Genomic DNA, 23022 nt, shown 5'->3' on the forward strand with positions numbered 1-23022 from the left:
TCCCTTAGGTCGCCGTTAAGGATGAGCCCGTACGAGAAGGACCCGCCCGACGCGCCCAGCCGCCCCAAGTGCCCAGCCGCCCAGCCGTCCAGCCGCGACCAGCCACCCCGTCGCCCCGTCGCCCCACCACCCGGGCCGCTCAAGCCACCGCCGTCGCCGCGCCCTGCCGTCACTTCTGGAACAGCACGCCCCGGGTCCGCCGCCGTCCGCCCCGCGCGGGCGGCGCCTCCTGCGGCCCGGTGCGCAGCCGCAGCCGGGTCTCGGCACCGCCGAGCACCGCGGAGCGGCCGAGCGCGACGTCCCCGCCGGTGGACTCGGCGAGCTTGCGGACGATGTCGAGGCCGAGGCCGGTGGAGCCCTCGCCGCCGTGTCCCTCGCCGCGTCTGAGGGCGGCTGCCGGGTCGCTGTACCCCGGTCCGGCGTCGCCGACCAGGACGATCACCGAGCAGCCGGTGGCCAGCACGTCGACCGAGAAGGCGGTGCCGACGGCGGTGTGCCGGAAGACGTTGCCGAGCAGTGCGTCGACGGCGGCCGCCAGGTCCCCGCGCTGGACGGGCACCGGCGCCGCCTGCTCGGCGCCGGCCAGCTGCCAGCGGCGTCCCTCGTCCTCGGCCAGCGCCGACCAGAAGGCGACCCGCTCCCGGATCACCTCGGCGGCGTCGCAGCCGACCGCGACGGCGGGCGCGTCCTCGGGGGCGCGGCGGGCCGAGCGGATGATCTGGTCGACCTCGCGCTCCAGTTGGGCGACCGCGTGCCGGGTGGCCTCGGCCGCGTCGCCCTCGCCGAGCGAGGCGGCGTTGAGCCGCAGCACGGTCAGCGGGGTGCGCAGCCGGTGCGACAGGTCGGCGGCCAGTTCCCGTTCCGCGGCGAGGAGTTGGACCACGCGGTCGGCCATGGTGTTGAACGCCTGGCCGGCCTCGCGCAGTTCCTCGGGGCTGCCCTCGACCTGCTTGCCCTCCACCGGGACCCGCACCGAGAGGTTCCCGGCGCCGAGCGAGCGGGCGGCGGCGGCGAGCTTGCGCGCGGAGGCGACGATGCGGCTGCCCATCCGGTCGGCGACCAGCACGGAGATGGCGACCAGGCCGAGCGCCACGGCGGAGAGCACCTGCCAGGCCGTGGCGACGCCCCTGGTGAGGTCGTTCTCGGCCACGAACACCTCGACCACCGCGGTCCGCCCGGTGTCCACCGCGACCGGCTGGAGCAGGGCGTACCCGCCGGCCACCTGCACGGTGAAGGAGCGGCCCTGCCCGCCGGCCGTGGCCACGTCGGCCGCCGCGGCGCGCCCCTCCCCCAGCATCGGCCCCCCGGGCCCGCCGACCGCGGCGGCCGCCACACCGGGACCGCTCGCACCAGGACTCCCCGCGCCCGGACTCGCGGCGGGACCACCCACGCCGGCACCACCCGTAACAGCACCACCCGCCCCGGCGCCCCCGCCACCGCCGTCGTGGAGCGCGTCGCCGCCCCCCGCCCCGGCGGGCTGCCCGGCCGCCGGGAGGTGGACCGCCATCCGCCCCTGCCCGCCGGCGTCCGTGCTGGCCAGGGCCCGGGTGATCGCGTCCTCGTCGGTGGTGATCGCCAGCGCCGGTCCGAGCGCCGCGGCCTGCCGCTCGGCGGCGGTGAACGCCCGGTCCCGCGCGGTCTGCTGGACCATCATCCCGAGCGGGATCAGGAAGGCCAGCGCGACCATGGTGGTGCCGGCCACGGCGGCCTTGATCAGGGCCCAGCGCAGCGAGCACCCGAACCGCCTCATGTCCGGTGCTCCGCCAGGCCCCCGGCGGCCTCCAGCCGGACCCCGACGCCCCGGACGGTGTGCAGGTAGCGGGGGTTGGAGGCGGTCTCGCCGAGTTTGCGGCGCAGCCAGGAGAGGTGGACGTCGATGGTCTGGTCGCCGCCGTAGGTCTGCTGCCAGACCTCGGCGAGGATCTCCTTGCGGGGCACCACGACGCCGGGCCGGGCGGCCAGGAAGGCCAGCAGGTCGAACTCACGGCGGGTCAGGTCGAGCGGCCGTCCGTCCAGCGCGGCCTCCCGCCGCTGGAGGTCGATGGCCAGTCCGCCGACCCGCAGCACCTGGGCGACGGGCGCGGCGCCGCCGCCGAACCGGCGCAGCACGGCGGTCATCCGGGCGCTGAGATGCTCCCCGGAGAAAGGTTTCACCAGGTAGTCGTCGGCGCCGTCGTTGAGCAGCCGGATGATCTCGGCCTCGTCGTCCCGGGCGGTGGAGACGATCACCGGCACGTTGGTCAGGCCCCGGATCATCTTGAGCGCCTCGCTGCCGTCCAGGTCGGGCAGGCCGAGGTCGAGGATCACCAGGTCGCAGCCGACCTGGGCGACCTCCCGCAGCGCCTCCAGAGCCGTGCCCACGCTGCGGACCGCGTGACCGGTGTCGGTCAGGTGGCGGATGAGGGCGGAACGTACGAAGGGGTCGTCCTCGACCACGAGCACTGTTGCCATGGGCCTGCACGGTACGCCATCGCCGGCGAGTGGTCTGTACCTCGGGGGTGGGTCCGGACATTGTGCAACTGCCCTGCTGAATACCGGGGGTGCCGGTCTCCTTCCGAATGGAAATACGGCAGGATGTGCGGACGATGCGGAACGGACTGGTACAGCTCGGCGCCTGGGCGGCGGCCACCGGGGCGGCGGTGGCGCTGTCCTGGCTCGGCGTGCACGCGGTGCTGACCGGCGCCGCGTTCGAGCAGCCCACGGCGCTGCCGCTGCCCTCCCCGAAGGCCGACGGCACGCCGCACCCGGCGCCCGCCACCCCGGACCCGCCGCGCTCCGGCGCACAGTCGACGCCCCCTTCCCCGGCGGCCTCACCGACCACCGCCGCCACTTCCACCGCCGCCACCACCCCGCACGGCCCGGCTCCCGCCACCACCGCGGCGTCACCGACCCGCCGGCCCGCCCCCACCGCCACCACGACGTCCACGGTGAAGAGCTATCCGATCCCGGGCGGCAAGGTCGCACTGGACCTGAAGCCGGACCGGGCCACCCTGGTCTCCGCCACCCCGGACCCGGGCTGGCAGATGCTGGTGTGGACGGACGGCCAGTGGCTGCGGGTCGACTTCGTCCGGGACACCGAGACCAACTCGGTCATCGCCTCCTGGAACGGCCACCCGCCGATCGTGGAGACGGTGATCCGCTGAGGCCCGCTTCTCGACGCCCCGTCAGGCCGCGGTTCGTCAGAAGTCCTCGCACGGCACGTATCCCGGCAGGTACGGCCCCGCGTACCCCGCCCGGTCCACCAGCGTGTGCCTGGTCCCGCCCGGCACCGCGATGGTGGCCAGCACCACCGCGCCGTAGTCGTCCCGCGCCTCGTACGGCTCGGCCAGCGACAGCGCGCCCCGGTCCACCGCGTAGTCGTACGCGTAGTAGACGTCCGGCACGCTCACTGCGAGGTCCAGCACCCCGTCCCCGTGGCGGTCCAGATGCGCGGTCAGCTCCCGGCCGCGCGGGCCGGTGCTCCGCACCGGGGAGGTGAGCACGATCCGCGTCCCCGGCGCGGCGAGGACGTACGAGAGCGTCTCCGGCTCGCCGGTCTCCGGCCCGGCGTACGCGGTGCAGCGCAGTCCGAGCGCGGCGCAGTAGCGGCGGGCCGCCCGCTCGGCGTCGGCGACCGCGAAGACCACCGCGTCCGCACGGCCCATCGGCAGCGGCCCCGCCTCCGCCGGGTCCGCTGCGAGGCCTGCCCCGAACGGTGCGAGGCCTGCCCCGAACAGGGCTGGTTCGGCGGCGGTGTCGGTCATGATGACTGCCCTCCCGGTTGGCGTACGGACCATCCTGGCCGCCCCGGCACCCGGGGGTGGGGCCCTGGGAGCGGGGGGTGTGGCTGGAGGGTGGCGCCGGGCCGACCCGCGCGCAACTGTTCCGTTTCCTCCTGGTCAAGCTGTGCCCCGGAGCGGAAGAATCGGCCGCGCAGCTGTACAGAATGCCCACCCCAGGACGGTGCCGCGAATGCCCCCCGCCCACTCCCCGAACTCCCCGGGTTCCCCCGGCGCACCCAACTCCCCCGCCCCGCAAGGCGCTTCCGCCGCCCCGCCGGCCGGCACCAACGACGCCATCGACCCCCTGGACGGCCGGCTGATCCGGCTGCTCGCCGAGGAGCCCCGGATCGGGGTGCTGGAGTGCTCGCGCCGGCTGCAGGTCGCCCGGGGAACCGTGCAGGCCCGGCTGGACCGGCTCCAGGCCAAGGGCGTGATCGGCGGCTTCGGCCCGGAGGTGGACCCGGCGGCGATCGGCTACCCGGTGACGGCCTTCGCCACCCTGGAGATCTCCCAGGGCCAGGGCGCGGACGTGCGGGCGCACCTGGCGAGCGTTCCGGAGGTGCTGGAGCTGCACACCATCACCGGGATCGGGGACATGCTGGTGCGGATCGTGGCCCGGTCCAACGCCGATCTGCAGCGGGTGATCGACCGGGTGCTGGGCTTCGACGGGATCGTCCGCTCGTCCACCGCGATCGTGCTGGAGAACCCGGTTCCGTACCGGATCCTGCCGCTGGTGGACCAGGCCGCCGCCGAGTAGGAGGGGAGACACGGCCCGACGCGCCGATTTGGCACATCCGTGAGGCGTCGATGGCCGCAAGATTTCTATATGAACGTTCTACTAACCCTCGCGCCGCCCTCCGATCCGCTGAAACGCGTGCCGACCGAGCCCTCTCCCGGGTCGGCCCCCGCATGACGAACGCGGTCGCGGCCGACGGAACCGCCCCCACCCTCATCGCCTCCGCCCAGCGCGCCCTGCGCCTGCTGCAGGCGGCCGCCGGCTACCCCAAGGGCGCCACCGCCAAGCAGCTCGCCCGGGACACCGGCCTGGCCCTGGGCACCACGTACCACCTGCTGCGCACCCTGGTGCACGACCACTACCTGGAACGCCACAGCGGCCTCTACCTGACCGGCCCCGCGGTCGCCGGGCTGATCCGGTACGACGGCCCGGCGACGGGCCGGGCCCGGCTCAAGGCGCTGCTGGGCATGCTCGCCGACGAGCTGTCCGCCGCCGTCTACTTCACCTGGTACCGGCACGGCGAGGTGGAGCTGGTCGAAGCCGCCGAGGCCCCCGGCGCGCCGCTGATCGACCGGGCCGGCTTCCGGGCCGCCGCGCACGCCACCGCGGCCGGCAAGACCGTGCTGGCCCTGATGACCGCCGAGGAGCGCCGGGACCACCTGGCCCGCTACCCGATGGTGCCGTTCACCCCGTACACCCTTCGGGACCCGGCGTGCCTGCCGCTGCTGCCGCGCCAGGGCCCGCGCCGGGTCGTCCCGATCACCCAGTTCCAGGAGTACGAGATCGGCTCGGCCGGTGCGGCGGTGCCGATCGTCGCGGGCACCGGCATCGGCGCGATCTCGGTCTCCCTGCCGATGGCCCAGGCCCACCGGCTGGCCGGGATCGCCGCCCAGCTGCACACCCGGCTGGGCGACGACTTCGCCTCGGTGGCCTTCGGGATCTGACCGCGCCGGGGCCGGCCAGCCCCGGCGCCCCGGCGGGAACGGCCGGCAGTGCAGTGGGGGACGGTCAGCAGGACGGGACGGTGCCGCCGCTCCTCAGCGCCTGGAGGGCGGAGACCGACTCGGCGAGGTTGCCGACCGGCACCAGGCGCAGCGACGCCGGGGTGTTCACCTTGGCGTCCGTGCACTCGTCCTTGGGCAGCAGGAACACCGTCGCGCCGTCCCGGGCGGCCGCCTGCGTCTTCAGGGGGACGCCGCCGACGGGACCGACGGTGCCGTCCTTGGCGATGGTGCCGGTGCCGGCGATGGTGCGCCCGCCGGTGAGGTCGCCGCCCTTGCCGTCGCCGGCCAGCTTGTCGACGATGCCCAGCGCCAGCATCTGGCCGGCGCTGGGGCCGCCGACCGCCCCCAGGTCGACCTTGACCTTGACCTGGTCCGGCGACAGGTGGAGGTAGTCCAGCGCGGCCGCGGTGGCGGCGTCCTGCGACTCGGCCATCTGCTGGGCGGTCGCCTCGTCGGCCTTCGCCGGGTTGCTCTCCGGGTAGACCGTCTCGGTCGGGCGGACCGCCTCCTTCGGGTCGAACCACGCCTGCAGCGAGCGCCAGAAGGTGTTCTTCTGCCCCGGGTTGGTCGCCGTGATGGTGACCATCCGCAGCTCGCCCTCGGTGGTGCGCAGCGGCGCCCCGGTGATGGTGAGGACCGGCTTGTCCTCGTACGTGCCCAGGGTGTCCGCGGTCAGGCCCGGCCAGGTGACGGTGTACGGCAGCGGCACGAAGGCGGCCACGCCGAACAGCGCGGCGACCAGCACCCCGCACAGCGTGAGCGCGCGGGTCCGCGGGGAGGTGAGGGCCTTGGTGAGCTTGGTGTCGGACACAAGGGAAATCCAAACACACCCGACGACCCGCGCGGGTGCTACCTCAGGGCGTCGGCCACCTCGGTCGCCGCCTCCACCACCCGGGGGCCGACCCGCTCGGGCACCATGCCGTTCAGCATCACCACACCGACGCTGCCCTCGATGCCGCTGAGTCCGACCAGTGCGGCGGCCGCCCCGCTCGCCCCGGACTGCTCCTCCGCACGGGTGATGACGAAGCCCTGTTCGGGCCTGCGCTGGCTGGGGAACGTGCGCGCCTCCAGGATCGCCCGGCCGGCCGCGCTCTCGGTGAGCGGGTGGCGCAGGCCGGTCCGGTAGGCGACGTGGAAGTCGGTCCAGCTGGGCTCGACCACGGCGACGGCCAGCGCCTCGTTGCCGTCCACCAGGGTCAGGTGGGCGGTGGCGCCGAGGTCCTCGGCCAGGCTGCGCAGGGCCGGGAGGGCGGCCTCGCGCAGCAGCGGGTGCACCCGGTGCGCGAGGCGCAGCACGCCGAGGCCCACCCGGGCGCGCCCGCCGATGTCCCGTCGGACCAGTCCGTGCTGCTCCAGGGTGGCCAGCAGGCGGTAGACCACCGTCCGGTTGACGGCCAGCCGGGCGGCCAGCTCGGTCACGGTGAGTCCGCGCTCGGAGTCGGCGAGGAGCTTGAGGACCCGGACGCCGCGGTCCAGGGTCTGGGAGGTCTCGGCAGTCACGACGGGCAATCCTTTCCGCGGCGCTCGCGGGGCGGGCGGCGCCGTTCCAAGGTCGGTGTCGCGCGCAGGTGGGGGTGGCCGCGCTCGGTCCGTACGGCGTCGTCCTTGACGCGTGCGGCCCTGCGACGCCGTCCCGCGGGGGTTGCCCGACGGAAGAGCGTGGGGGAAAGGTAGTGAAGGAAATGACGCGGCGGAAGTGGTTGTCCAAAATTCGGGCGTGATCGACTTCAACACCGTCTCGGATTCCGGACGAACCCCCGCGATTCGCCGGGTGCGCAGGGCCGCGGCCGCGCCCCCGGTCCGGTGACCGGACACGCCGGAGCGAGCGCCCCGGAGCGGGCGCGGCGGACGGAGCCGCGCCCGCTTCCGGCCCCGCTACCTGGCCCACTCCCGGATCTTCGCGATCCGCGCCTTGAGCTGGTTCGCGGTGGCCTGCGCGGTGAGCGGCCCGCCGCACTGGCGGCGCAGCTCGTTGTGGATGGTGCCGTGCGGCTGGTCGGTGCGGTGGTGCCAGGCGGCGACCAGCGCGTTCAGCTCCTTGCGCAGCTCCCGCAGCTCCTGGTGGGTGACCACCGGCCGCTCCTCGGCCGGCAGCTCCAGCAGGTCGGCCTCCTCGGCGGGCTTGGCCTTGCTGCGCTGGATCTGCCGGTGCTGGCGCTTCTGCAGCAGCATCTGCACCTGGTCCGGTTCCAGCAGGCCCGGGATGCCGAGGTAGTCCTCCTCCTCCTCGCTCCCCGGGTGGGCCTGCATGCCGAACTCCATGGCGTTGTACAGCACCCGGTCGAAGACCGCGTCGGAGCCCAGCGCCTCGTACGAGAACTCCTCGCCGCCGGCGCCGTCCGGCCCGTCGTTGGCCCGCTCGGCCTCGGCGAGCAGTCGGTCCTCCTCGTCGAAGAGGCCCTCGCCCTCCTTCTTCGGCCGGTCGAGCACGTGGTCGCGCTGGAGCTCCATCTCGTTGGCGAAGCCCAGCAGCAGCGGGATGGTCGGCAGGAACACCGAGGCGGTCTCGCCGCGCTTGCGGGCGCGCACGAAGCGGCCGACGGCCTGGGCGAAGAACAGCGGGGTGGAGATCGAGGTCGCGTACACGCCCACGCACAGCCGGGGCACGTCGACGCCCTCGGACACCATGCGGACCGCGACCATCCAGCGCGAGGTCCCCGCCGCGTAGTCGGAGATCCGCTTGGACGCCTCGGTCTCGTCCGAGAGCACCAGGGTGACCTTCTCGCCGCTGATCTCGCGCAGCATCTTGGCGTACGCCCGGGCGACGTTCTGGTCGGTGGCGATGACCAGCCCGCCGGCGTCCGGGATCGCCTTGCGGACCTCGGTGAGGCGCCGGTCGGCGGCCTGGAGCACCGCCGGGATCCACTCGCCCTGCGGGGACAGCGCGGTGCGCCAGGCCTGGGCGATCAGGTCCTTGGTCATCGGCTCGCCGAGCCGGGCCTCCAGCTCGTCGCCGGACTTGGTGCGCCAGCGCATGTTGCCGCTGTAGCTGAGGAAGATCACCGGGCGGACGACGTGGTCGGCCAGCGCGTGCCCGTAGCCGTAGGTGTAGTCGGCGACGGACTTGCGGATACCGTCGCCGCCCGCCTCGTACGCCACGAACGGGATCGGGTTGGTGTCCGAGCGGAACGGCGTACCGGTCAGCGCCAGTCGGCGGGTGGCCGGCTCGAAGGCCTCGAAGCAGGCCTCGCCCCAGGACTTGGAGTCACCGGCGTGGTGGATCTCGTCCATGATCACGAGGGTCTTGCGGGCCTCGGTCCGGTTGCGGTGCAGCATCGGGTTCACCCCGACGCCCGCGTAGGTGACCACGATGCCGTGGTAGTCCCGGGACAGCGGCCCGGAGGAGTACGCCGGGTCCAGCCGGATGCCTATCCGCGCGGCGGCCTCGGCCCACTGCTTCTTCAGGTGCTCGGTCGGCGCGACGACGGTCACCTGCTGCACCAGGTGGTTGTGCAGCAGGTACGAGGCCAGGGTGAGCGCGAAGGTGGTCTTGCCTGCGCCCGGGGTGGCGACCGCGAGGAAGTCACGCGGCTGCGTCTCGATGTACTTGTCCAGCGCGCCCTGCTGCCAGGCCCGCAGCTTGCCCGCGGTGCCCCAGGGGGCGCGGCCGGGGAAGGCCGGGGAGAGGTGGTGCGAGCCGGCGGGCGCGGCATGGCCGACGGATCGGACGGGGGCCTGCGACTCCGGTGCGTCGGAGAACAGCGGCATCGAGGAGGCGGCGGCAGTACTCACGGTCTCCGAGGGGGATCATCGCAGGTCAGAGGCGGTTTTGCGGCCTCGCCCCGCGGTCGGGCGGCGATCGGACAACCCGCCCAGCGTACCGGCCCGACGCCGTTCGAGCCTCCAGGCGAGGCTCCACGTCGGGCCCGCGCGGCCGGAAATCGATGTGACCCGGATCACATCGAATGCTCCGTGAAACCCGGTAAGCACCAGGCGCCCCGTGACTCTCACCAGGGTGAGGCCGCACCAACCCCACCTGCCGAAGCGCGGCCTCGCACCGAACCGAAGGGATCCCCCCGTGCGCACCGTCGAAGAGACCGTCCAGGCCCGCCTGATCCTCTCCACCCACCGCTCCGTCCGACTGCGGGTGGTGCTCTCCTACCTGCCGGAGGACCCGCTGGCCGTCCGGATGGCCTTCCCCTCCGAGTTCTCGCTGGACGACCCCGCCGAACGCCGGGACTCCGAGGACATCGTCTGGATCTTCGCGCGCCAGCTGCTGTCGGCCGGCATCGAGCTGCCGGCCGGCGTCGGCGACGTCCACGTCCGGCCCGCGGTCGGCCGGCGCACCATGGTCGAGCTGCGGGCCCCCGAGGGCACCGCGCTGCTCCGCTTCGACAGCGCCGACCTGCGCCGCTTCCTGTGGCGCAGCCGGCTGCTCGTCCCCGAGGGCGAGGAGCACCTGCACCTGGACGCCGACCGCGCGCTCGCCCAGCTGCTCGGCTGACGGGCGGCCCGGCGCCACGGCCGGGGCAGCGGCGCACGGTCTCCCGGGTCCGGGGCCCGGGGACTGTGACCTCCGCTCAGCCCGACAGCCTGCGCATCAGCCGCACGCCCTGGGCCGCCGTCAGGTGCGGCAGGTACGCCTTGCCGATCGCCCTGGTGATGCCGGGCAGCGCGGCCGGGTCGGGGTACGCCATGTACATCGGCCGGTACTCCGGCTGGAACTTCGCCTTGAACGCCAGCAGCGAGCGGAAGCCGTACACCGGCTCCAGCACCCTGCCCATCCAGTCCAGCATCCGCTGCAGCCCGGTGGGCTCCTCGTCCTGCCCGGTGCGGGCCAGCGGAGCGCCCGACAGCGACAGGAAGCGCGCGCCCTCCTCCTTGAACCCGAGCGCGGCCGAGGCGATCAGGAACTCGCTGACCCCGCGGAAGCCGTCCGAGCGCCGGCGCATGAAGTCCAGCGTCCAGCCGACCGGAACGCCGTCCTCGTACACCGGCATCCAGCTGGTCAGCCCGTGCACCACCCGCTGCTCGTCCACCGCGACCAGCACCCGCACGTCCGGGTCGTCCAGCTCCGCCAGCCCGCCGAGCGTGAAGCCCATCTCCGGCAGGCCCTTCTCGGAGACCCACTCCTCGGAGATCGCCCGGATCTGCTCCCGCAGCGCGAGCGGCGCCTCGTGGTACGCCCACCACTCCGCGGAGATGCCCTGCTTGCCGGCCTTGTTGAGGGCGGTGCGGATGTCCTGCCACTTGCGGCCGGTGAAGGCCAGCTCGGGCAGCGGCACCACGGTGTCCTCGGCGACCTGCACCGAGCGCCAGCCGAGCTGCGCGGCGGCGGCCCTGGTGTCGCCGCAGACGCTGTAGAAGCACGGCGTCCAGCCGCGCGCGTCGCAGTACCGGGCGAAGCCGGCCACCGCCCGGGCCCGGTCCTCCGGGGCGCCGAACGGGTCGCCGGTGGTCAGCGCGACGGTGCCCACCACCCGGTAGGCGACGGCCGCCCGGCCGCCCTCGTCGAACCAGTAGTGGTTGCCGTCCCAGGTGGCGATGAACGAGAGCGTCCCGCCGCCGTGCTCGGCCAGCAGCGCCCGCGCCCGGCCGGCCGCCGCCGCGTCGGTGTGCAGCACCGGACGGCGGAACACCGACAGCAGCACGGCCAGCGCGACCACCCAGAACACCAGCCCGCAGTACGTCTCCAGCAGGCGCGCCACCGGCCCGACCGCGATCGGGTAGTCCGGCAGCAGGTCGTTGTACGCGGGCGGCAGGAACTGGGCCGGCAGCCCGGCCACCAGCCTGCGGGCAGTCGCCCCCGGCTCGAACTCCCCGGCGACCAGCCGCCCGACCCCCACGTAGGCGGCCGCGGAGGCGAGCGCCGCGCCGCCGAGCACCAGGGCGAGCCGGCGCACCGAGCGGCCGGACAGCCGCAGCGGGAACCGCTTGCGGGTGGCGACCAGCAGGACGGTGGTCAGCAGCGGCAGCAGCAGCGCCTCGACGAAGTACTGCACCACGTCCCGGCTGACCGGCCCGGCGTCCAGGTACAGCCAGCACAGCAGCGCCGCCCAGAGCAACTCGGTGGCCACGGTGACCAGCCAGGCCAACCGCAGCCCCCGGCGCAATCCCTCGGCGAGCACCAGCAGCAGCGCCGGGAACAGCGCGGCCATCATCCGGCCCGGGGTGTCGAAGATCCGGACGACGGCGTGCGCCCGGGCGCAGTCGTGCGCCGACAGTGCGCAGAAGTCGGCCACCTCGTCCGGGCTGAGCCGGTGCGAGAAGTACAGCTCGGAGAAGGTGTTGAAGGGCCCGCTGGCGTTGTCGTACAGCGAGGCGAGCAGCGGCCCGAAGGCGGCGGCGACCAGGCAGAGCGCGACCAGCACCCGGGTCTCGGAGTGCGAGGAGCGGTGGGTGCGCAGGTGCGGGCGGCCCCGGCTGGCCAGGGCGCCCAGGGCGAGCCCGGCCAGCGCGCCGGCGCACCGCTGGACGCTCTGCAGGTGGCCCACGTACAGCGTCATCACCAGCGGGACGAGCAGCACCAGCAGGTGCAGCCGGCGGCGCCAGAGCACGGTGAGCCGGTACCCGAGCACCCCGGCCAGCGCGAACACGCCGACGCCCGGGCCGACCGAGATCTGGTCGGCCACCGAGGCGGTCCACTGCTCCCCCGCCGAGGAGCCGAAGGCGACCAGGGCGGTGCCCAGCAGGGTGCCGACGACCTGCCCGCCGACCAGCACCGCGAGGGTGCGCGGCCGCCCGAGCCGGTGCTCGGCGGCCGGGCCGACCAGGAGCAGCAGCAGGCTGGTGAACACGTACGAGCCGGTGCCCGAGCACCAGAGCATCGAGGTGACCGGCGCCCACCAGTGGCCCTCGGCCAGCGTGGACAGCCCGACCCCGGCCCGCTCGAGCAGCCGGTCGGACGGGCCGTGGTCCAGGCTGCCGGTGGCCGCGCCGAGCAGCCAGAGCCCGGCCAGCAGGGTCAGGGTCAGCGGCGCCGAGCGCAGCCGGTCGCCGAGCGCCCCGGCCGCCCGCCGGAGCTTCTGCGGACCCGGTTCCGGCGTCCGGGTGACCGGGGCCCGGTCGGCGCCCCGCTCGGCGGCGCGCTCCGGCTCCGGCCCGGACCCGCGCTGCTCGCTGACGGCGGCCAGCGCGGTCGCCCCGGTCACCGGGTCAGCCCGGTCTGTTGGGCGAGCCACGGCAGCTGCTGGCCGATGCCGGGCCGGAAGACGACCCATCCGTGGCCGCCCGGCATCAGATCGAACTTGGCCTTCATTCCGGCCGCCTGAGCGGCGTGGTAGACCTTCTCCATCTGTGGTCTGAACTCCTCGTCGGTCTCGCCGACGACCAACGCGACGTTGGTGTCCGGGAACTTCTTGCGGGCCATCACCTGGAGCGGATCGACCTCGTCGAACTTCTTCTCGTCACCACCGAACGCGGCCTTGACAGTCTGCTCCCGGCTGCCCAGGGTCGGTTCCTCCTGCCCGGACATGTCGAGGACGGTGCCGTAGACATCGGGCGCGTTGACGCCGAGCTGGAGCGCGCAGGTGCCGCCCATCGAGGCGCCCCCGATCGCCCAGGCGGTGCGGCCGGTGGCGGTCTGGAGGTTCTGGTGGACCCACTCGGGGACGTCCACCGCGAGGTAGGTCTGGGCCTTGGCGATCTTGGAGTCGAGGCAGAGCGTGTTGGCCCAGGTCGAGCCGAGCTGATCGGGCATCACCACGATCGGCGCGAGGCCGCCGTGTTCCGCGGCGTAGGCGTCGAGCGTCTCGTTGATCTGAGCGGACAGCACCCAGTCCCCCGGGATTCCGGGCTGACCGGTGATCATCACGACCACCGGCAGCAGCGGCCGCGGGGTGGCCTGGTAGGCGGGCGGGAGGTAGACGTACGCGTCGCGGGCCTGGAAGCCCGACCTGGTACCGGGGATCGGCACCACCGAGACGGTGCCCTTCGCGGGCAGGTCCGCCGGGGGCTTCCAGACCTCCTCCAGCGACCTGCCCGGCGGGGCGGTCACGGTCTGGCCCGCCTTGGTGGCGACCAGCCCGTCGGTCTTGGTCAGCCACGGCGCCAGCATCACGCGCCCGCTCGGGAACTGGCCGAAGCCGATGTTGACCTCGGAGGAGGACATCAGCAGCACCAGGCCGCTGAGGGCCAGCGCGCCGCCCCGGCGGCGCCAGGTGAGCCGCCGCATCCGGTAACCGGCCAGGCAGAGCCCGAGCAGGGCGACGGCTATCCACCAGGTGACGTACCGGGGCGTGCCCTCCGGGAAGGGGTGCCACCAGCCGTCGACCACGACGTCCAGCAGCCAGCTGAGCGCCGCGGCGGTGACCAGCGCGGCGGGCAGGCGGACCCGCCACCAGCTCCGGCCGCGGCCGACGGCGAGCGCGAACAGCGCCGCCCAGCCGGCCGCCAGCACGGCGTGCGGGATCAGGCCCTCGGTGAGCGGCCAGTCGATCGGATTCCAGCGGGAGGCAAGGGTCAACGTGCTCATGCGGCTCGGCCCGGCGGGGTGGTGTCGGCCAGGAAACCGTAGGCGACGACGTTGCCGTCGTAGCCGTGTTCCTCGCTGTACGAGCCGCCGCAGGTGATCACCCGCAGCTGCGCGTCAGTGGCCTGACGGTAGACCCGATCGTCCGGGAAGTCCTTTCGGTCGTGCACTTCGATGGCGTAGAGCTGGTAGACGGCGGTGGCGCCGTCCGCCCGGGCGATCTCGATCCGGTCCCCCCGACGGAGCGCGCCCAGATGGTAGAAGACCGCGGGGCCGGCCTTGTTGTCGACGTGCCCCGCGAGGATCGCGGTGCCGCGCTGGCCGGGGCTGGCCCCGCCGCGGTACCACCCCGCCAGGTTCCGGTCCCCCTCGGGAGGGGTCTGGAGGTGGCCGTCGGCGTCCAGTCCGAGCGCCGTGACCGGGGCGTCCAACCGCACCGCGGGGATGCGGATCCGGGTCGGCGCGGACGGGCCAAGCGGCGGGACGATCGAGACCGGCGCGATCCCGGCCTGGGCCTGGCCGGCCCCCGGCGCGGGCGGCAGCGACGGGCTTCCGTCGTGCAGCAGCCAGGCACCGAGCACCAGCGCGGCCCCCGCCGCCAGGGTGCCCGGCCAGGGCCCCCCGCTCTGCTGGACGCCCACGGGCGCTCCCCTCTGCCGACGGAACCCCGCTTCCTGGGAGTTTCCTGGGAACAATTCAACCGGAACGGACTGTAAGGCACGTCCATACGACGGTCGTACCGGCACCCGCCGATCGGCAGGGGCGATCGCCCTTTCCCTGCGCCTCGTGGGCATCCGGTAGCGGAGTGCGACGGACACCTTCCACACACGATCCCCCCGGGAACACACCCGACACGAGCTACCGACGGTTCAACGGACCCGATCGGTTGCGTCGTTCGAGCGATCGCTCACGACCGCCCGCTGCGCCTCTCCGAACGGCCCCGCCCTCGTGCCATGCTGACCCGGTTACGGTTCCCCACCCACGTGTCCGACGGGACCGCGCACTCCCGCCCACCGCCCAACGAAACGGAGTGACCATGGACGCCCTCTCCCGCCGCTCCCTGCTGGCGGCCGGCGCCGGCGCCGCCGCCGCCCTGGCGGCCGGCTGCGGCAGCAACCACGCCACCGGCGGGGAGCGGGCGACCGACGCCGCCGTCCCGGCCACCGGCGCGGCCGACGAGCAGGGCGCCACTCCCGTCCCGGCCCCGGCCCCCGAGCAGCGGACCGTCGTGATCGGCGACGGCTCCACCTCGGACACCGGCGCCCAGCCGCACCAGCCCGTCCCCGAACGGCTGGAGCCCGGCCGGCGGCCGCCGCAGTTCGTGGTCTTCTCCTGGGACGGCGCCGGCGAGCTCGACAACGGCCTGTTCGCCCGCTTCCGCCGGCTGGCCCAGGAGCACGACGCGAAGATGACCTTCTTCCTCAGCGGCCTCTACCTGCTGCCCGAGTCCAAGAAGGAGCTCTACCGCCCGCCCCAGCACAAGGCCGGCGCCTCCGACATCGGCTACCTGAGCGACCAGCACATCCGCGACACCCTGGAGAACGTGCGCGCGGCCTGGCTGGAGGGCCACGAGATCGGGACCCACTTCAACGGCCACTTCTGCGGCTCCACCGGCGTCGGCAAGTGGTCCCCGGAGGAGTGGGACAGCGAGATCCAGCAGGCGATGGACTTCGTGATGAACTGGCGCACCAACACCGGCTTCACCGACCTGCCGGCGCTGCCCTTCGACTACCGCAAGGAGCTGATCGGCAGCCGCACCCCCTGCCTGGAGGGCCAGCGCAACCTGCTGCCCACCGCGGTCAGGCGCGGCTGGCGCTACGACAGCAGCGGCAACGGCACCCAGGTGTGGCCGCAGAAGATCCAGGGCGGCGCGCTGTGGGACCTCCCGCTGCAGTCCATCCCGTTCCCCGGGCACACCTTCCAGGTGCTCTCGATGGACTACAACATCATGTACAACCAGTGCGGCCCCAACACCAAGGCCGACCCGGCGCTCCACCCCGGCTTCCAGACCCAGGCCCGCGACGCCTACATGATGGGCTTCGACCGCACCTACAACGGGAACCGGGCGCCGTACGTCATCGGCAACCACTTCGAGGAGTGGAACGGCGGCATCTACATGAACGCCGTCGAGGAGGTCCTCGGGGCCATCGCGAGCAAGCCCGAGGTCCGGCTGGTCTCCTTCCGACAGCTGGTCGACTGGCTGGACGCCCAGGACCCGGCGGTGCTGCGCAAGCTCCGGACCCTCGCCCCTGGCCAGGCCCCGGCCGGCGGCTGGGAGTCCTTCCTCGGCGCCCCGGCGGGGGCCGGAGCCCCCGCCGCCGGCTGACCCTCAGGCCTTCGTCCGCACCCGGCCGGAGAGCAGCGCGCCGACCAGCGCCACCCCGGCCATCGACAGCAGGATCACCGCGAAGGCGCCGGGCGAGCCCGCCACCCCGCCGTCCTCGTGGGCGGCGGCGAGCGAGCCGCCGCCCAGCGCCGCGAACATCACTCCGGCGAGGCCGGTCAGCAGCACGTTGCCCAGCGCGTCGCTCACCTGCAGGGCCGCCGAGTTGGCCCCGGCGTCCTCCGGCGTGGAGAGCTTCATCATCAGCACGCTGACGCTCGCGACCGCCATCCCCATCCCGACGCCGCCGACGCCCCAGGCCGCCGCGGCGGCCCAGGCCGGCACCGCCGGGAACAGCACCAGCGCGGCACCCGAGATGGCCACCGCCGTCAGCACGAAGCCGCCCCGGATCATCACCGCGCGGTAGCGCTCCGCCCCGGGCCGGCCCTGGAGCCAGGAGCCGAACGCCCAGGTGAGGCCGCCGCTGGTCAGGGTCAGGCCGGCCAGCGTCGGCGAGAGCCCGCGCTGGGTGGTCATCATCAGCGGGATGAACGCCTCGGCCGCGAAGAACGCCCCCGCGGCCACCCCGCGCAGCAGGATCACGGCCGGCAGCCCGCGACCGGCCCGCAGGGTCCGCGCCGGCAGCAGTCCCAGGACGGCCGGCACGAGCAGCGCCGCCCCGGCGATCCCGGGGGCCAGGCCGATCAGGTCGCGCCGCTGGCCCGCGTACTGCAGCAGGCCCGCGCCGACCGCCGCCATCGCGGCCAGCAGGGTGCGACGGCGGTCGAAGGCCGCGCCCCTGACCACCGGGTTCTCCCGCTCCGAGCGGGCCAGCGCCGGGCCCATCACGGCCAGCGGCAGGAGGATCAGCACCGGCACGGCCAGGAACACCCAGCGCCAGCCCAGGTGCTGGGTGACGGCCCCGGAGACCAGCGGGCCGATGATCGAGGGCAGCACCCAGGCCGAGGAGAAGGCCGCGAACACCGCGGGCCGCAGCCGCTCCGGGTAGGCCCGGCCGACCACCACGTACAGGGCGACGATCACCAGCCCGCCGCCCAGGCCCTGGACGGCCCGCCCGGCCACGAACACCCACATCCCGGGTGCCGTCCCGGCCACCACCAGTCCGACGCCGAACACCGCGATGCCGCTGAACAGCGGCCGCAGCGGGCCGCTCCGGTCGCACCACTGGCCGGAGACGACCAGGGCGAACAGGGTGGTGGTGAAGTAGCCGGAGAAGGCGAAGGCGTACAGCCCCAGCCCGTGCAGCTCACGGGCCGCGGTCGGCATCGCGGTGTTGACGGCCGTCGCCTCGAAGGCGATCACCAGGACCACCGAGACGATCCCCAGCGTCAGCGCGCGGTAGCGGCCGCCGAGGACCCCGCCGCCGGGGTCGTCGTCGAGGGGTATCGGTACGGGGTCGACCGAGGTGGGGGAGGCAGTGGTCATACGTATCATCGTAAGTGGCGTCTGCCTCGATGACCCCTGACCTCGGTCGGTGAACGACTCGGCCCCGAGGCCTGGGACGGGCTCAGTGGAGCACCTTCAGGCCCACCACGCCGGAGACGATCAGCAGCAGGCAGGCGATCCGGGCCACCGTCGCCGGGTCCCCCAGGACGGCCATGCCGTAGACCGCGGTGCCGACCGCGCCGATGCCGACCCAGACCGCGTAGCCGGTGCCGATCGGAATGGTGCGCATCGCGTACGCCAAGCCGCCCATGCTGACCAGCAGCGCGACGCCGAAGACGGCGCTGGGAACGAGGCGGGTGAAGCCCTTGGACGATTCCAGGGCGACCGCCCACACGGTCTCCAGGAAACCCGAGACGATCAGAACGAGCCAGGCCATGACGGTGATGCCTCCGCAGTCCACAGCGGCCGGATTGCCGCTGAACTGCGCCGTCTTGTCGTCACCGGGTACGACGCGCTCGTCCGGGGTGGCGGGAATGCCGCCACCGGTCTCCGACGGTAGCACACACTGCCATACAGAATTTACAAAGGAGCATTGACCCCGCTCCCCCGGATCGGCCACCATGAATTCACTGGCCGTGTGCCCGAGTGGCTTAGGGAACCGTCTGCAAAGCGGTACACGCGGGTTCGATTCCCGCCATGGCCTCCGCGGAAAAGGAATTGCCGGTCGACTCCGAAAGTCGGCCGGCAATTCCTTTTCGCCGTTCCCGGTATTTCCCGGGGAATCCGGTCAGGCCGTGACGGCGTCCTCCGCCCGGATCGGCAGTCGGCCGACCGGCAGGCCGGTGGCGGCGCGCACGGCCGCGGCGACGGCCGCCGGGGCGACCACCGCGGGGACGGCGCCGACCGCCTTGGCGCCGAAGGGGGCCACCACGTCGCGCTCCTCCAGCAGCGCGGCGATCCGCACCTCCGGGGTGTCCAGCGCGGTGGGCAGCCGGTAGCCGGTGAGCGAGGGGTTCTGCAGCACCCCGCCCTCCGTCCGCAGGTCCTCCAGCAGCGCCAGGCCGACGCCCTGGGCCACCCCCGCCTCGATCCGGTCCTCGATCTGGCGCGGGTTCAGCGCCCGGCCGACGTCCTGGGCGACCGTCATCTCGACCACCCGCACGGCGCCCAGCTCGATGTCCACGTCCACCACGGCGCGCATCGCGCAGAACGAGATGGAGACGAAGGCGTCGCCCTGCCCGGCCTCGTCCAGCGGCTCGGTGGGGTGCGGGCGGCACTGCGCGGTGGCCCACAGCTCCTTGCCCTCCAGCGCCTCGGCGACCGGCATGCCGAGCACCCCGTCGTACGAGGTGATCTTGCCGTCGGCGATCTGGAGCAGTTCCACCGACATCCCGAAGTTCGCCGCGATCGGCTGCAGCAACTGGTGGCGGACCATCAGCGCGGCCCGCTCGACGGCGCCGCCGGAGACCCAGGTGTGCCGGCCGCGGGCGGACGGCCCGGCGATCGACTGGTCGCTGTCGGCCGGCGCGATGTAGACCTCGCTGACGCCCAGTACGGTCTGCACGATCTGCCGGGCCAGCGTGGCGAAGCCCTGCCCGGCGTCGACCGCCGCGCAGATCACGGTGGCGTGGTCGCCGCTGACCCGCACGGTCGCGGTGGAGACCTCGTCCTCGCCCTCGGCGCCCAGCATGTGCACCATGCCGACGGCGTAGCCGATGCCGCGCCGCACCGCCGCCGGGTCGCCCGCGCCGCCGGGCCCGCCGGGCAGCAGCCACTCGGCGTCCGGGTCGTCCACCGGCAGGGCCGGCAGCGGCTCGGCCGCCACCGCGTCCAACAGGGCGCGCACCGGCGCCGGGCAGGTGACGGCCTGTCCGGTGGGCAGCGGGTCGCCGGTGGACATCGCGTTGCGGCGGCGGATCTCCACCGGGTCCACGCCGATCCGGGCGGCCAGCTGGTCCAGCTGCGACTCGTACGCGAAGCAGGCCTGCAGGGCGCCCTCGCCGCGCATCCGGCCGGCCGGCGGGTTGTTGGTGCGCACCGCCCAGGCGTCCACGAAGACGTTCGGGCAGACGTACGGACCGGCCGAGAAGGCCGTCGCGGCGGCCAGCGCCTCGGCGGAGACGTCCGCGTAGGCGCCGCCGTCCAGCAGGATCTGCGCCTCGACCTTCACCAGCGTGCCCTCGGCGTCGGCGTGGTGGCGGTAGCGCAGGAGCGCGGGGTGGCGTGAGGCGTGGGTGTGGAAGGACTCCTCGCGGGTGAGCGTCATCTTCACCGGACGGCCGGTGCGCAGCGCCAGCAGGGCCAGGGTGACCTGGAACGAGAGGTCCTCGCGGTCGGTGGTGGCGCCGGGCACGCCGGTGACCACCAGCCGGACCCGGTCCGGCTCCAGACCGAGGCAGGCGGCGGTGCGGTCGCGGTCGCCGTGCGGGTCGGTGGAGGACAGGTGCAGCTCCACGCCGCCGTCCGGGCGCGGCACGGCCAGCCCGGCCTCGGCGCCGAGCGGGGCCGGATCCTGCCGGCCGACCTGGTAGAGGCCCTCGACGACGATCTCGCCGACCGCGTCCGGGTCCCCGGTGCGCAGCGGCAGGTGGCGGAACAGGTTGCCGTCCGGGTGCAGCGGCGGCGCGGTGAAGGCCTGCTCCGGGTCGGTGACGGCCTCCAGCGGCTCGTAGTCGACCGCGATCAGACCGACCGCCAGCCGGGCGGTGTCCGGGTGGTCGGCGGCGACCGCGGCGATCGGCTCGCCGTGGTGGCGCACCACACCGGCGGCCAGCACCGGCCGGTCGGCGACGATCGGCCCGGCCGGGGCGCCGTCGGGGGTGCCGTCCGGGCCGGGTGGCAGGTCGGCGGCGGTGACCACGGCGTGCACCCCGGGCAGCGCCAGCGCGGCCGAGGTGTCGATGCCGCGGATCCGGGCGTGCGGGTGCGGCGAGCGCAGCACCGCGCCCCACAGCAGGCCCTCGGCCCACAGGTCGGCCGCGTACGGGTAGATGCCGAGCGCCTTGGGCAGCGCGTCGCTGCGCAGCGGGGAGCTGCCCAGGCCGATCGGCTCCGGTGCGCCGCCCTCGCCGCCGTCCTGCTGCAGTGCTGCGCCGATGTCGGTAGGCGACGTCATGATGCGTGGTCGTCCTCGGGGAGCCGGATGCCGTGGGCGGGGGTGGCGCCGTACGGGACTCCGACCGGGGCGCCGCCCTCGGCCGGGGCACCGTGCGGGTGCGGGGCGGCGTACGGGGTGCCGTGCGGCGGCGTGCCGTCGTAGACGGCGCCGGGCAGCGGGGTTCCGTGCGCGGGGGTGGACTCGTAGACCGGGGCGTCGTACCCGGTGTCGTAGCCGCTCTGCTGCTGGTGGCCGTCCGGGAAGAGCAGGTGGGTGCCGTGCGCGGGGGTGGCCTGGTACGGCTGCTCGGGGTAGCCCTGGGGCGGGTAGTACACCTGGTCGTCGGCGGCCTGGGCGGGGATGCCGTCCCGGATCGGGGCCAGCACGGTGGTGTCGTACACGCCGCTGTCGTACCCGCCCCGGGGGTCGCCGTAGGGCATCCCGGCCGGGGCCCGGTCGACGGGGTGCTGATCGACGGGCTGCTGCCCGACGAGGTGCTGCGCCGCGGCGTGCTGCTCCGCGGCGTGCTGCTCCACTGGGTGGGCGACCGGGTGGGACTGCTCGACGGGCTGCTGGGGGGCGGCCTGCTGGGGGACGTGCTCGATCCAGGCCCCGGCGTCGGCGTAGACCGGCGGCTCGACGGCGTGCCCGGGTTCGACGGGCGCCCCCGCGGACGGCTCGGCGACCGGCTCGACCGGCGCCTCGGCGGTGGTCTCGACCGCCTGCGCGGCCTCCTCGGCCTCCTCGGTGTCCAGCGCGCGGGCGTCCGCGACGGTCTGGACGGCGGCCAGCACGCCCCGGTAGCCGGTGCAGCGGCAGAGGTTGCCGCACAGCGCCTGGCGGGCCTCCACCTCGGTGGGCCGGTGGTTGCGCTGGAGCAGGTCGTGCACCGCCATCGCCATGCCCGGGGTGCAGTAGCCGCACTGGACGGCGCCGGAGGCGGCCAGCGCCTGCTGGACGTCGCTCGCGCCGCCGGCGGCCGACAGGCCCTCGACGGTGTTGATCTCGCTGTCGGCGGCCAGTGCCGCGGGCACCAGGCAGCCGGCCACCAGCTGGCCGTCCACCTGCACCGAGCAGGCCCCGCACTCGCCCTGCTCGCAGCCGTCCTTGGCGCCGGCCAGGCCGAGCCGCTCGCGCAGCACGTAGAGCAGGCTCTCGCCGATCCAGGCGTCGGTGACGGGCCGTTCGAAACCGTTGACCCGCAGCGTGTACGAGGCGCACGGGCGCAGCTCGCGGCTGACCTGCGGGGAGAGGCCGAGCGGGTCGGCGTCGAGGGTCTCGATGGGGTCTGTGGTCACTTCAGCGCCCTTCCCAGTGCCCGTCGGGCCAGCACCGATACGGTACGCCGCAGCCGAACGGCGGCCGCGGTCGGCCCCTCGGTCACGGCCTCCCAGGCGCCCTCGGCGCCGTAGTTGTCGGGGACGCAGGCGCCGGCCACGTACTCGCCGAAGGCGGCGGTCGCGGCCGGGTCGATCTCCCGGCTGCCGTCCCAGTCGATGCAGCCGGCCACCCAGGCCTCGGCCTCGAGCGGGCGCAGCGGCACCGGCGCGACGGCACCGACGGCGCAGCGCACCGAGCGCCGGGCCGGGTCGAGGACGAGGGCGACGGAGGCGGTGGCGCGGGCCGGGCCGCTGCGGCCGGTGGCCTTGAGGAAGACCTGTGGGGCGTGCAGCAGCGGGACGCGCACCCAGGTGAGCAGTTCGCCGGGGCGCACCGGGTCGAGCCCGGTGAGCAGGTGACTGACCGGCACCTCGCGGGTGCCCCCGGCCCGGGCCAGGGTGACGCTGGCCTCCAGCGCGGTGAGCACCGGGAGGGTGTCGCCCGCGGCGGCGGCGGTGACGATGTTCCCGCCGAGCGTGCCGACGTTGCGGACCTGCGGCGGGCCGGCCGTGCGGGCCGCGTCGGCGAGCGCGGGGATGAGCGCGGCGAAGTCGGGGCGGTCCATCCGGGCGTGGGTGAGTCCGGCGCCGAGGACGGCGGTGCCGCCGTCCTCGTAGCGCCAGCCGCGCAGTTCGGTGATCCGGCCGAGGCCGACCAGGGCGGCGGGGCGCAGGCGGCCGGCGTTGACGGCCTCCATCAGGTCGGTGGCTCCGGCCACCGGTACCGCGGCCGGGGCGGCGGCCAGCGCGTCGACGGCCTCGTCGAGGGAGGCCGGCAGCATGATCGTCCGGTTCACCTGGGTCCCACCGTGCTCCACTTGCTCATCGATCGCCTGCCGCCCGCCGGCCTTCGGCCGTGCCGTCCTGCGTCAGCAGCCCGGCCTGGCCCGTAGGGTACGGGCGAT

18 protein-coding genes, 1 tRNA gene, 1 pseudogene and 1 riboswitch are annotated in these 23022 nt (G+C 74.4%); of the genes and pseudogenes, 6 read left to right on the plus strand and 14 right to left on the minus strand.

Annotated features, from left to right (window positions below; all coding sequences use genetic code 11):
- Positions 1-169: 169 nt before the first annotated feature.
- Together ACWDBB_RS27635 and ACWDBB_RS27640 are read right to left on the minus strand one after the other, a co-directional pair.
- Entirely contained in the window at positions 170-1750 is a 1581-nt protein-coding gene (locus tag ACWDBB_RS27635; protein WP_449792179.1) for a sensor histidine kinase, read from the minus strand.
- Positions 1747-2451 (minus strand): response regulator transcription factor, encoded by a 705-nt coding sequence (locus ACWDBB_RS27640; RefSeq protein ID WP_392880979.1) that lies wholly within the window; start codon positions 2449-2451, stop codon positions 1747-1749. The genes ACWDBB_RS27635 and ACWDBB_RS27640 overlap by 4 nt, the downstream gene beginning before the upstream one ends.
- A 134-nt stretch (positions 2452-2585) precedes the next feature.
- On the opposite strand from ACWDBB_RS27640, the gene ACWDBB_RS27645 reads away from it, so the two are divergent.
- Positions 2586-3143 (plus strand): hypothetical protein, encoded by a 558-nt coding sequence (locus tag ACWDBB_RS27645; protein WP_449792180.1) that lies wholly within the window; start codon positions 2586-2588, stop codon positions 3141-3143.
- Positions 3144-3179: 36 nt separating this feature from the next.
- On the opposite strand, the gene ACWDBB_RS27650 is transcribed toward ACWDBB_RS27645, so the two are convergent.
- Entirely contained in the window at positions 3180-3743 is a 564-nt protein-coding gene (locus ACWDBB_RS27650) for a VOC family protein (RefSeq protein WP_449792181.1), read from the minus strand.
- Positions 3744-3951: 208 nt separating this feature from the next.
- On the opposite strand from ACWDBB_RS27650, the gene ACWDBB_RS27655 reads away from it, so the two are divergent.
- Positions 3952-4518, plus strand: a complete 567-nt coding sequence (locus ACWDBB_RS27655; protein WP_449792182.1) for an Lrp/AsnC family transcriptional regulator — start codon at positions 3952-3954, stop codon at positions 4516-4518.
- 152 nt (positions 4519-4670) lie between these two features.
- Positions 4671-5441 carry an IclR family transcriptional regulator gene (locus ACWDBB_RS27660; protein WP_449792183.1) on the plus strand — a complete coding sequence of 257 codons (771 nt, stop codon included), beginning with the start codon at positions 4671-4673 and terminating at the stop codon, positions 5439-5441.
- Between the two features lie 64 nt (positions 5442-5505).
- On the opposite strand, the gene ACWDBB_RS27665 is transcribed toward ACWDBB_RS27660, so the two are convergent.
- From ACWDBB_RS27665 to ACWDBB_RS27675, 3 genes are all read right to left on the minus strand, one after another.
- Positions 5506-6312: a S16 family serine protease gene (locus ACWDBB_RS27665; protein ID WP_449792184.1), complete on the minus strand. Its 807-nt coding sequence runs from the start codon at positions 6310-6312 to the stop codon at positions 5506-5508.
- Between the two features lie 38 nt (positions 6313-6350).
- Complete coding sequence (locus tag ACWDBB_RS27670) at positions 6351-7001, minus strand: IclR family transcriptional regulator (protein WP_049654777.1); 651 nt, start codon at positions 6999-7001, stop codon at positions 6351-6353.
- 375 nt (positions 7002-7376) lie between these two features.
- A complete protein-coding gene (locus ACWDBB_RS27675) occupies positions 7377-9209 on the minus strand; it encodes a DEAD/DEAH box helicase (RefSeq protein ID WP_449792205.1) in 1833 nt (610 codons plus the stop codon).
- Positions 9210-9519: 310 nt separating this feature from the next.
- Here ACWDBB_RS27675 and ACWDBB_RS27680 point away from each other — a divergent pair, with 310 nt between their 5' ends.
- Complete coding sequence (locus ACWDBB_RS27680; RefSeq protein ID WP_449792185.1) at positions 9520-9945, plus strand: SsgA family sporulation/cell division regulator; 426 nt, start codon at positions 9520-9522, stop codon at positions 9943-9945.
- 76 nt (positions 9946-10021) lie between these two features.
- On the opposite strand, the gene ACWDBB_RS27685 is transcribed toward ACWDBB_RS27680, so the two are convergent.
- The 3 genes from ACWDBB_RS27685 to ACWDBB_RS27695 are packed head-to-tail and all read right to left on the minus strand — an operon-like array spanning position 10022 to position 14552.
- The gene (locus ACWDBB_RS27685) at positions 10022-12592 is read right to left on the minus strand and encodes a rhomboid family intramembrane serine protease (RefSeq protein WP_449792186.1); all 2571 of its coding nucleotides are present in this window, start codon (positions 12590-12592) and stop codon (positions 10022-10024) included.
- Positions 12589-13914 carry an alpha/beta hydrolase gene (locus tag ACWDBB_RS27690; RefSeq protein WP_449792187.1) on the minus strand — a complete coding sequence of 442 codons (1326 nt, stop codon included), beginning with the start codon at positions 13912-13914 and terminating at the stop codon, positions 12589-12591. The genes ACWDBB_RS27685 and ACWDBB_RS27690 overlap by 4 nt, the downstream gene beginning before the upstream one ends.
- Positions 13911-14552: a class F sortase gene (locus ACWDBB_RS27695; RefSeq protein WP_449792188.1), complete on the minus strand. Its 642-nt coding sequence runs from the start codon at positions 14550-14552 to the stop codon at positions 13911-13913. The genes ACWDBB_RS27690 and ACWDBB_RS27695 overlap by 4 nt, the downstream gene beginning before the upstream one ends.
- Positions 14553-14947: 395 nt before the next feature.
- Here ACWDBB_RS27695 and ACWDBB_RS27700 point away from each other — a divergent pair, with 395 nt between their 5' ends.
- On the plus strand, positions 14948-16237 hold the full coding sequence (locus ACWDBB_RS27700; RefSeq protein WP_449792189.1) for a hypothetical protein: 1290 nt from the start codon (positions 14948-14950) through the stop codon (positions 16235-16237).
- A gap of 3 nt (positions 16238-16240) precedes the next feature.
- Here ACWDBB_RS27700 and ACWDBB_RS27705 read toward each other — a convergent pair whose 3' ends face one another.
- Positions 16241-17680, minus strand: coding sequence for an MFS transporter (locus ACWDBB_RS27705; protein WP_449792190.1), 1440 nt, complete (start codon positions 17678-17680; stop codon positions 16241-16243).
- A gap of 82 nt (positions 17681-17762) precedes the next feature.
- Positions 17763-18077, minus strand: a complete 315-nt coding sequence (locus tag ACWDBB_RS27710; RefSeq protein WP_449792191.1) for a DMT family transporter — start codon at positions 18075-18077, stop codon at positions 17763-17765.
- A 44-nt stretch (positions 18078-18121) separates the two neighbouring features.
- Positions 18122-18187, minus strand: a riboswitch (guanidine-III (ykkC-III) riboswitch).
- A gap of 85 nt (positions 18188-18272) precedes the next feature.
- Between ACWDBB_RS27710 and ACWDBB_RS27715 the strand changes: the two genes are divergently transcribed.
- Positions 18273-18344: transfer RNA gene (locus ACWDBB_RS27715), tRNA-Cys, on the plus strand.
- A gap of 84 nt (positions 18345-18428) precedes the next feature.
- On the opposite strand, the gene ACWDBB_RS27720 is transcribed toward ACWDBB_RS27715, so the two are convergent.
- The 3 genes and pseudogenes from ACWDBB_RS27720 to ACWDBB_RS27730 all read right to left on the minus strand — a co-directional run bounded on the left by ACWDBB_RS27720 (position 18429) and on the right by ACWDBB_RS27730 (position 22899).
- Positions 18429-20756: a xanthine dehydrogenase family protein molybdopterin-binding subunit gene (locus ACWDBB_RS27720; protein WP_402407072.1), complete on the minus strand. Its 2328-nt coding sequence runs from the start codon at positions 20754-20756 to the stop codon at positions 18429-18431.
- A gap of 644 nt (positions 20757-21400) precedes the next feature.
- A pseudogene (locus ACWDBB_RS27725) lies at positions 21401-21961 on the minus strand ((2Fe-2S)-binding protein); the annotation flags it as partial.
- Between the two features lie 71 nt (positions 21962-22032).
- On the minus strand, positions 22033-22899 hold the full coding sequence (locus ACWDBB_RS27730) for an FAD binding domain-containing protein (RefSeq protein WP_392881353.1): 867 nt from the start codon (positions 22897-22899) through the stop codon (positions 22033-22035).
- Positions 22900-23022 lie beyond the last annotated feature (123 nt).

It is taken from the genome of Kitasatospora sp. NPDC001095 (assembly GCF_053598615.1).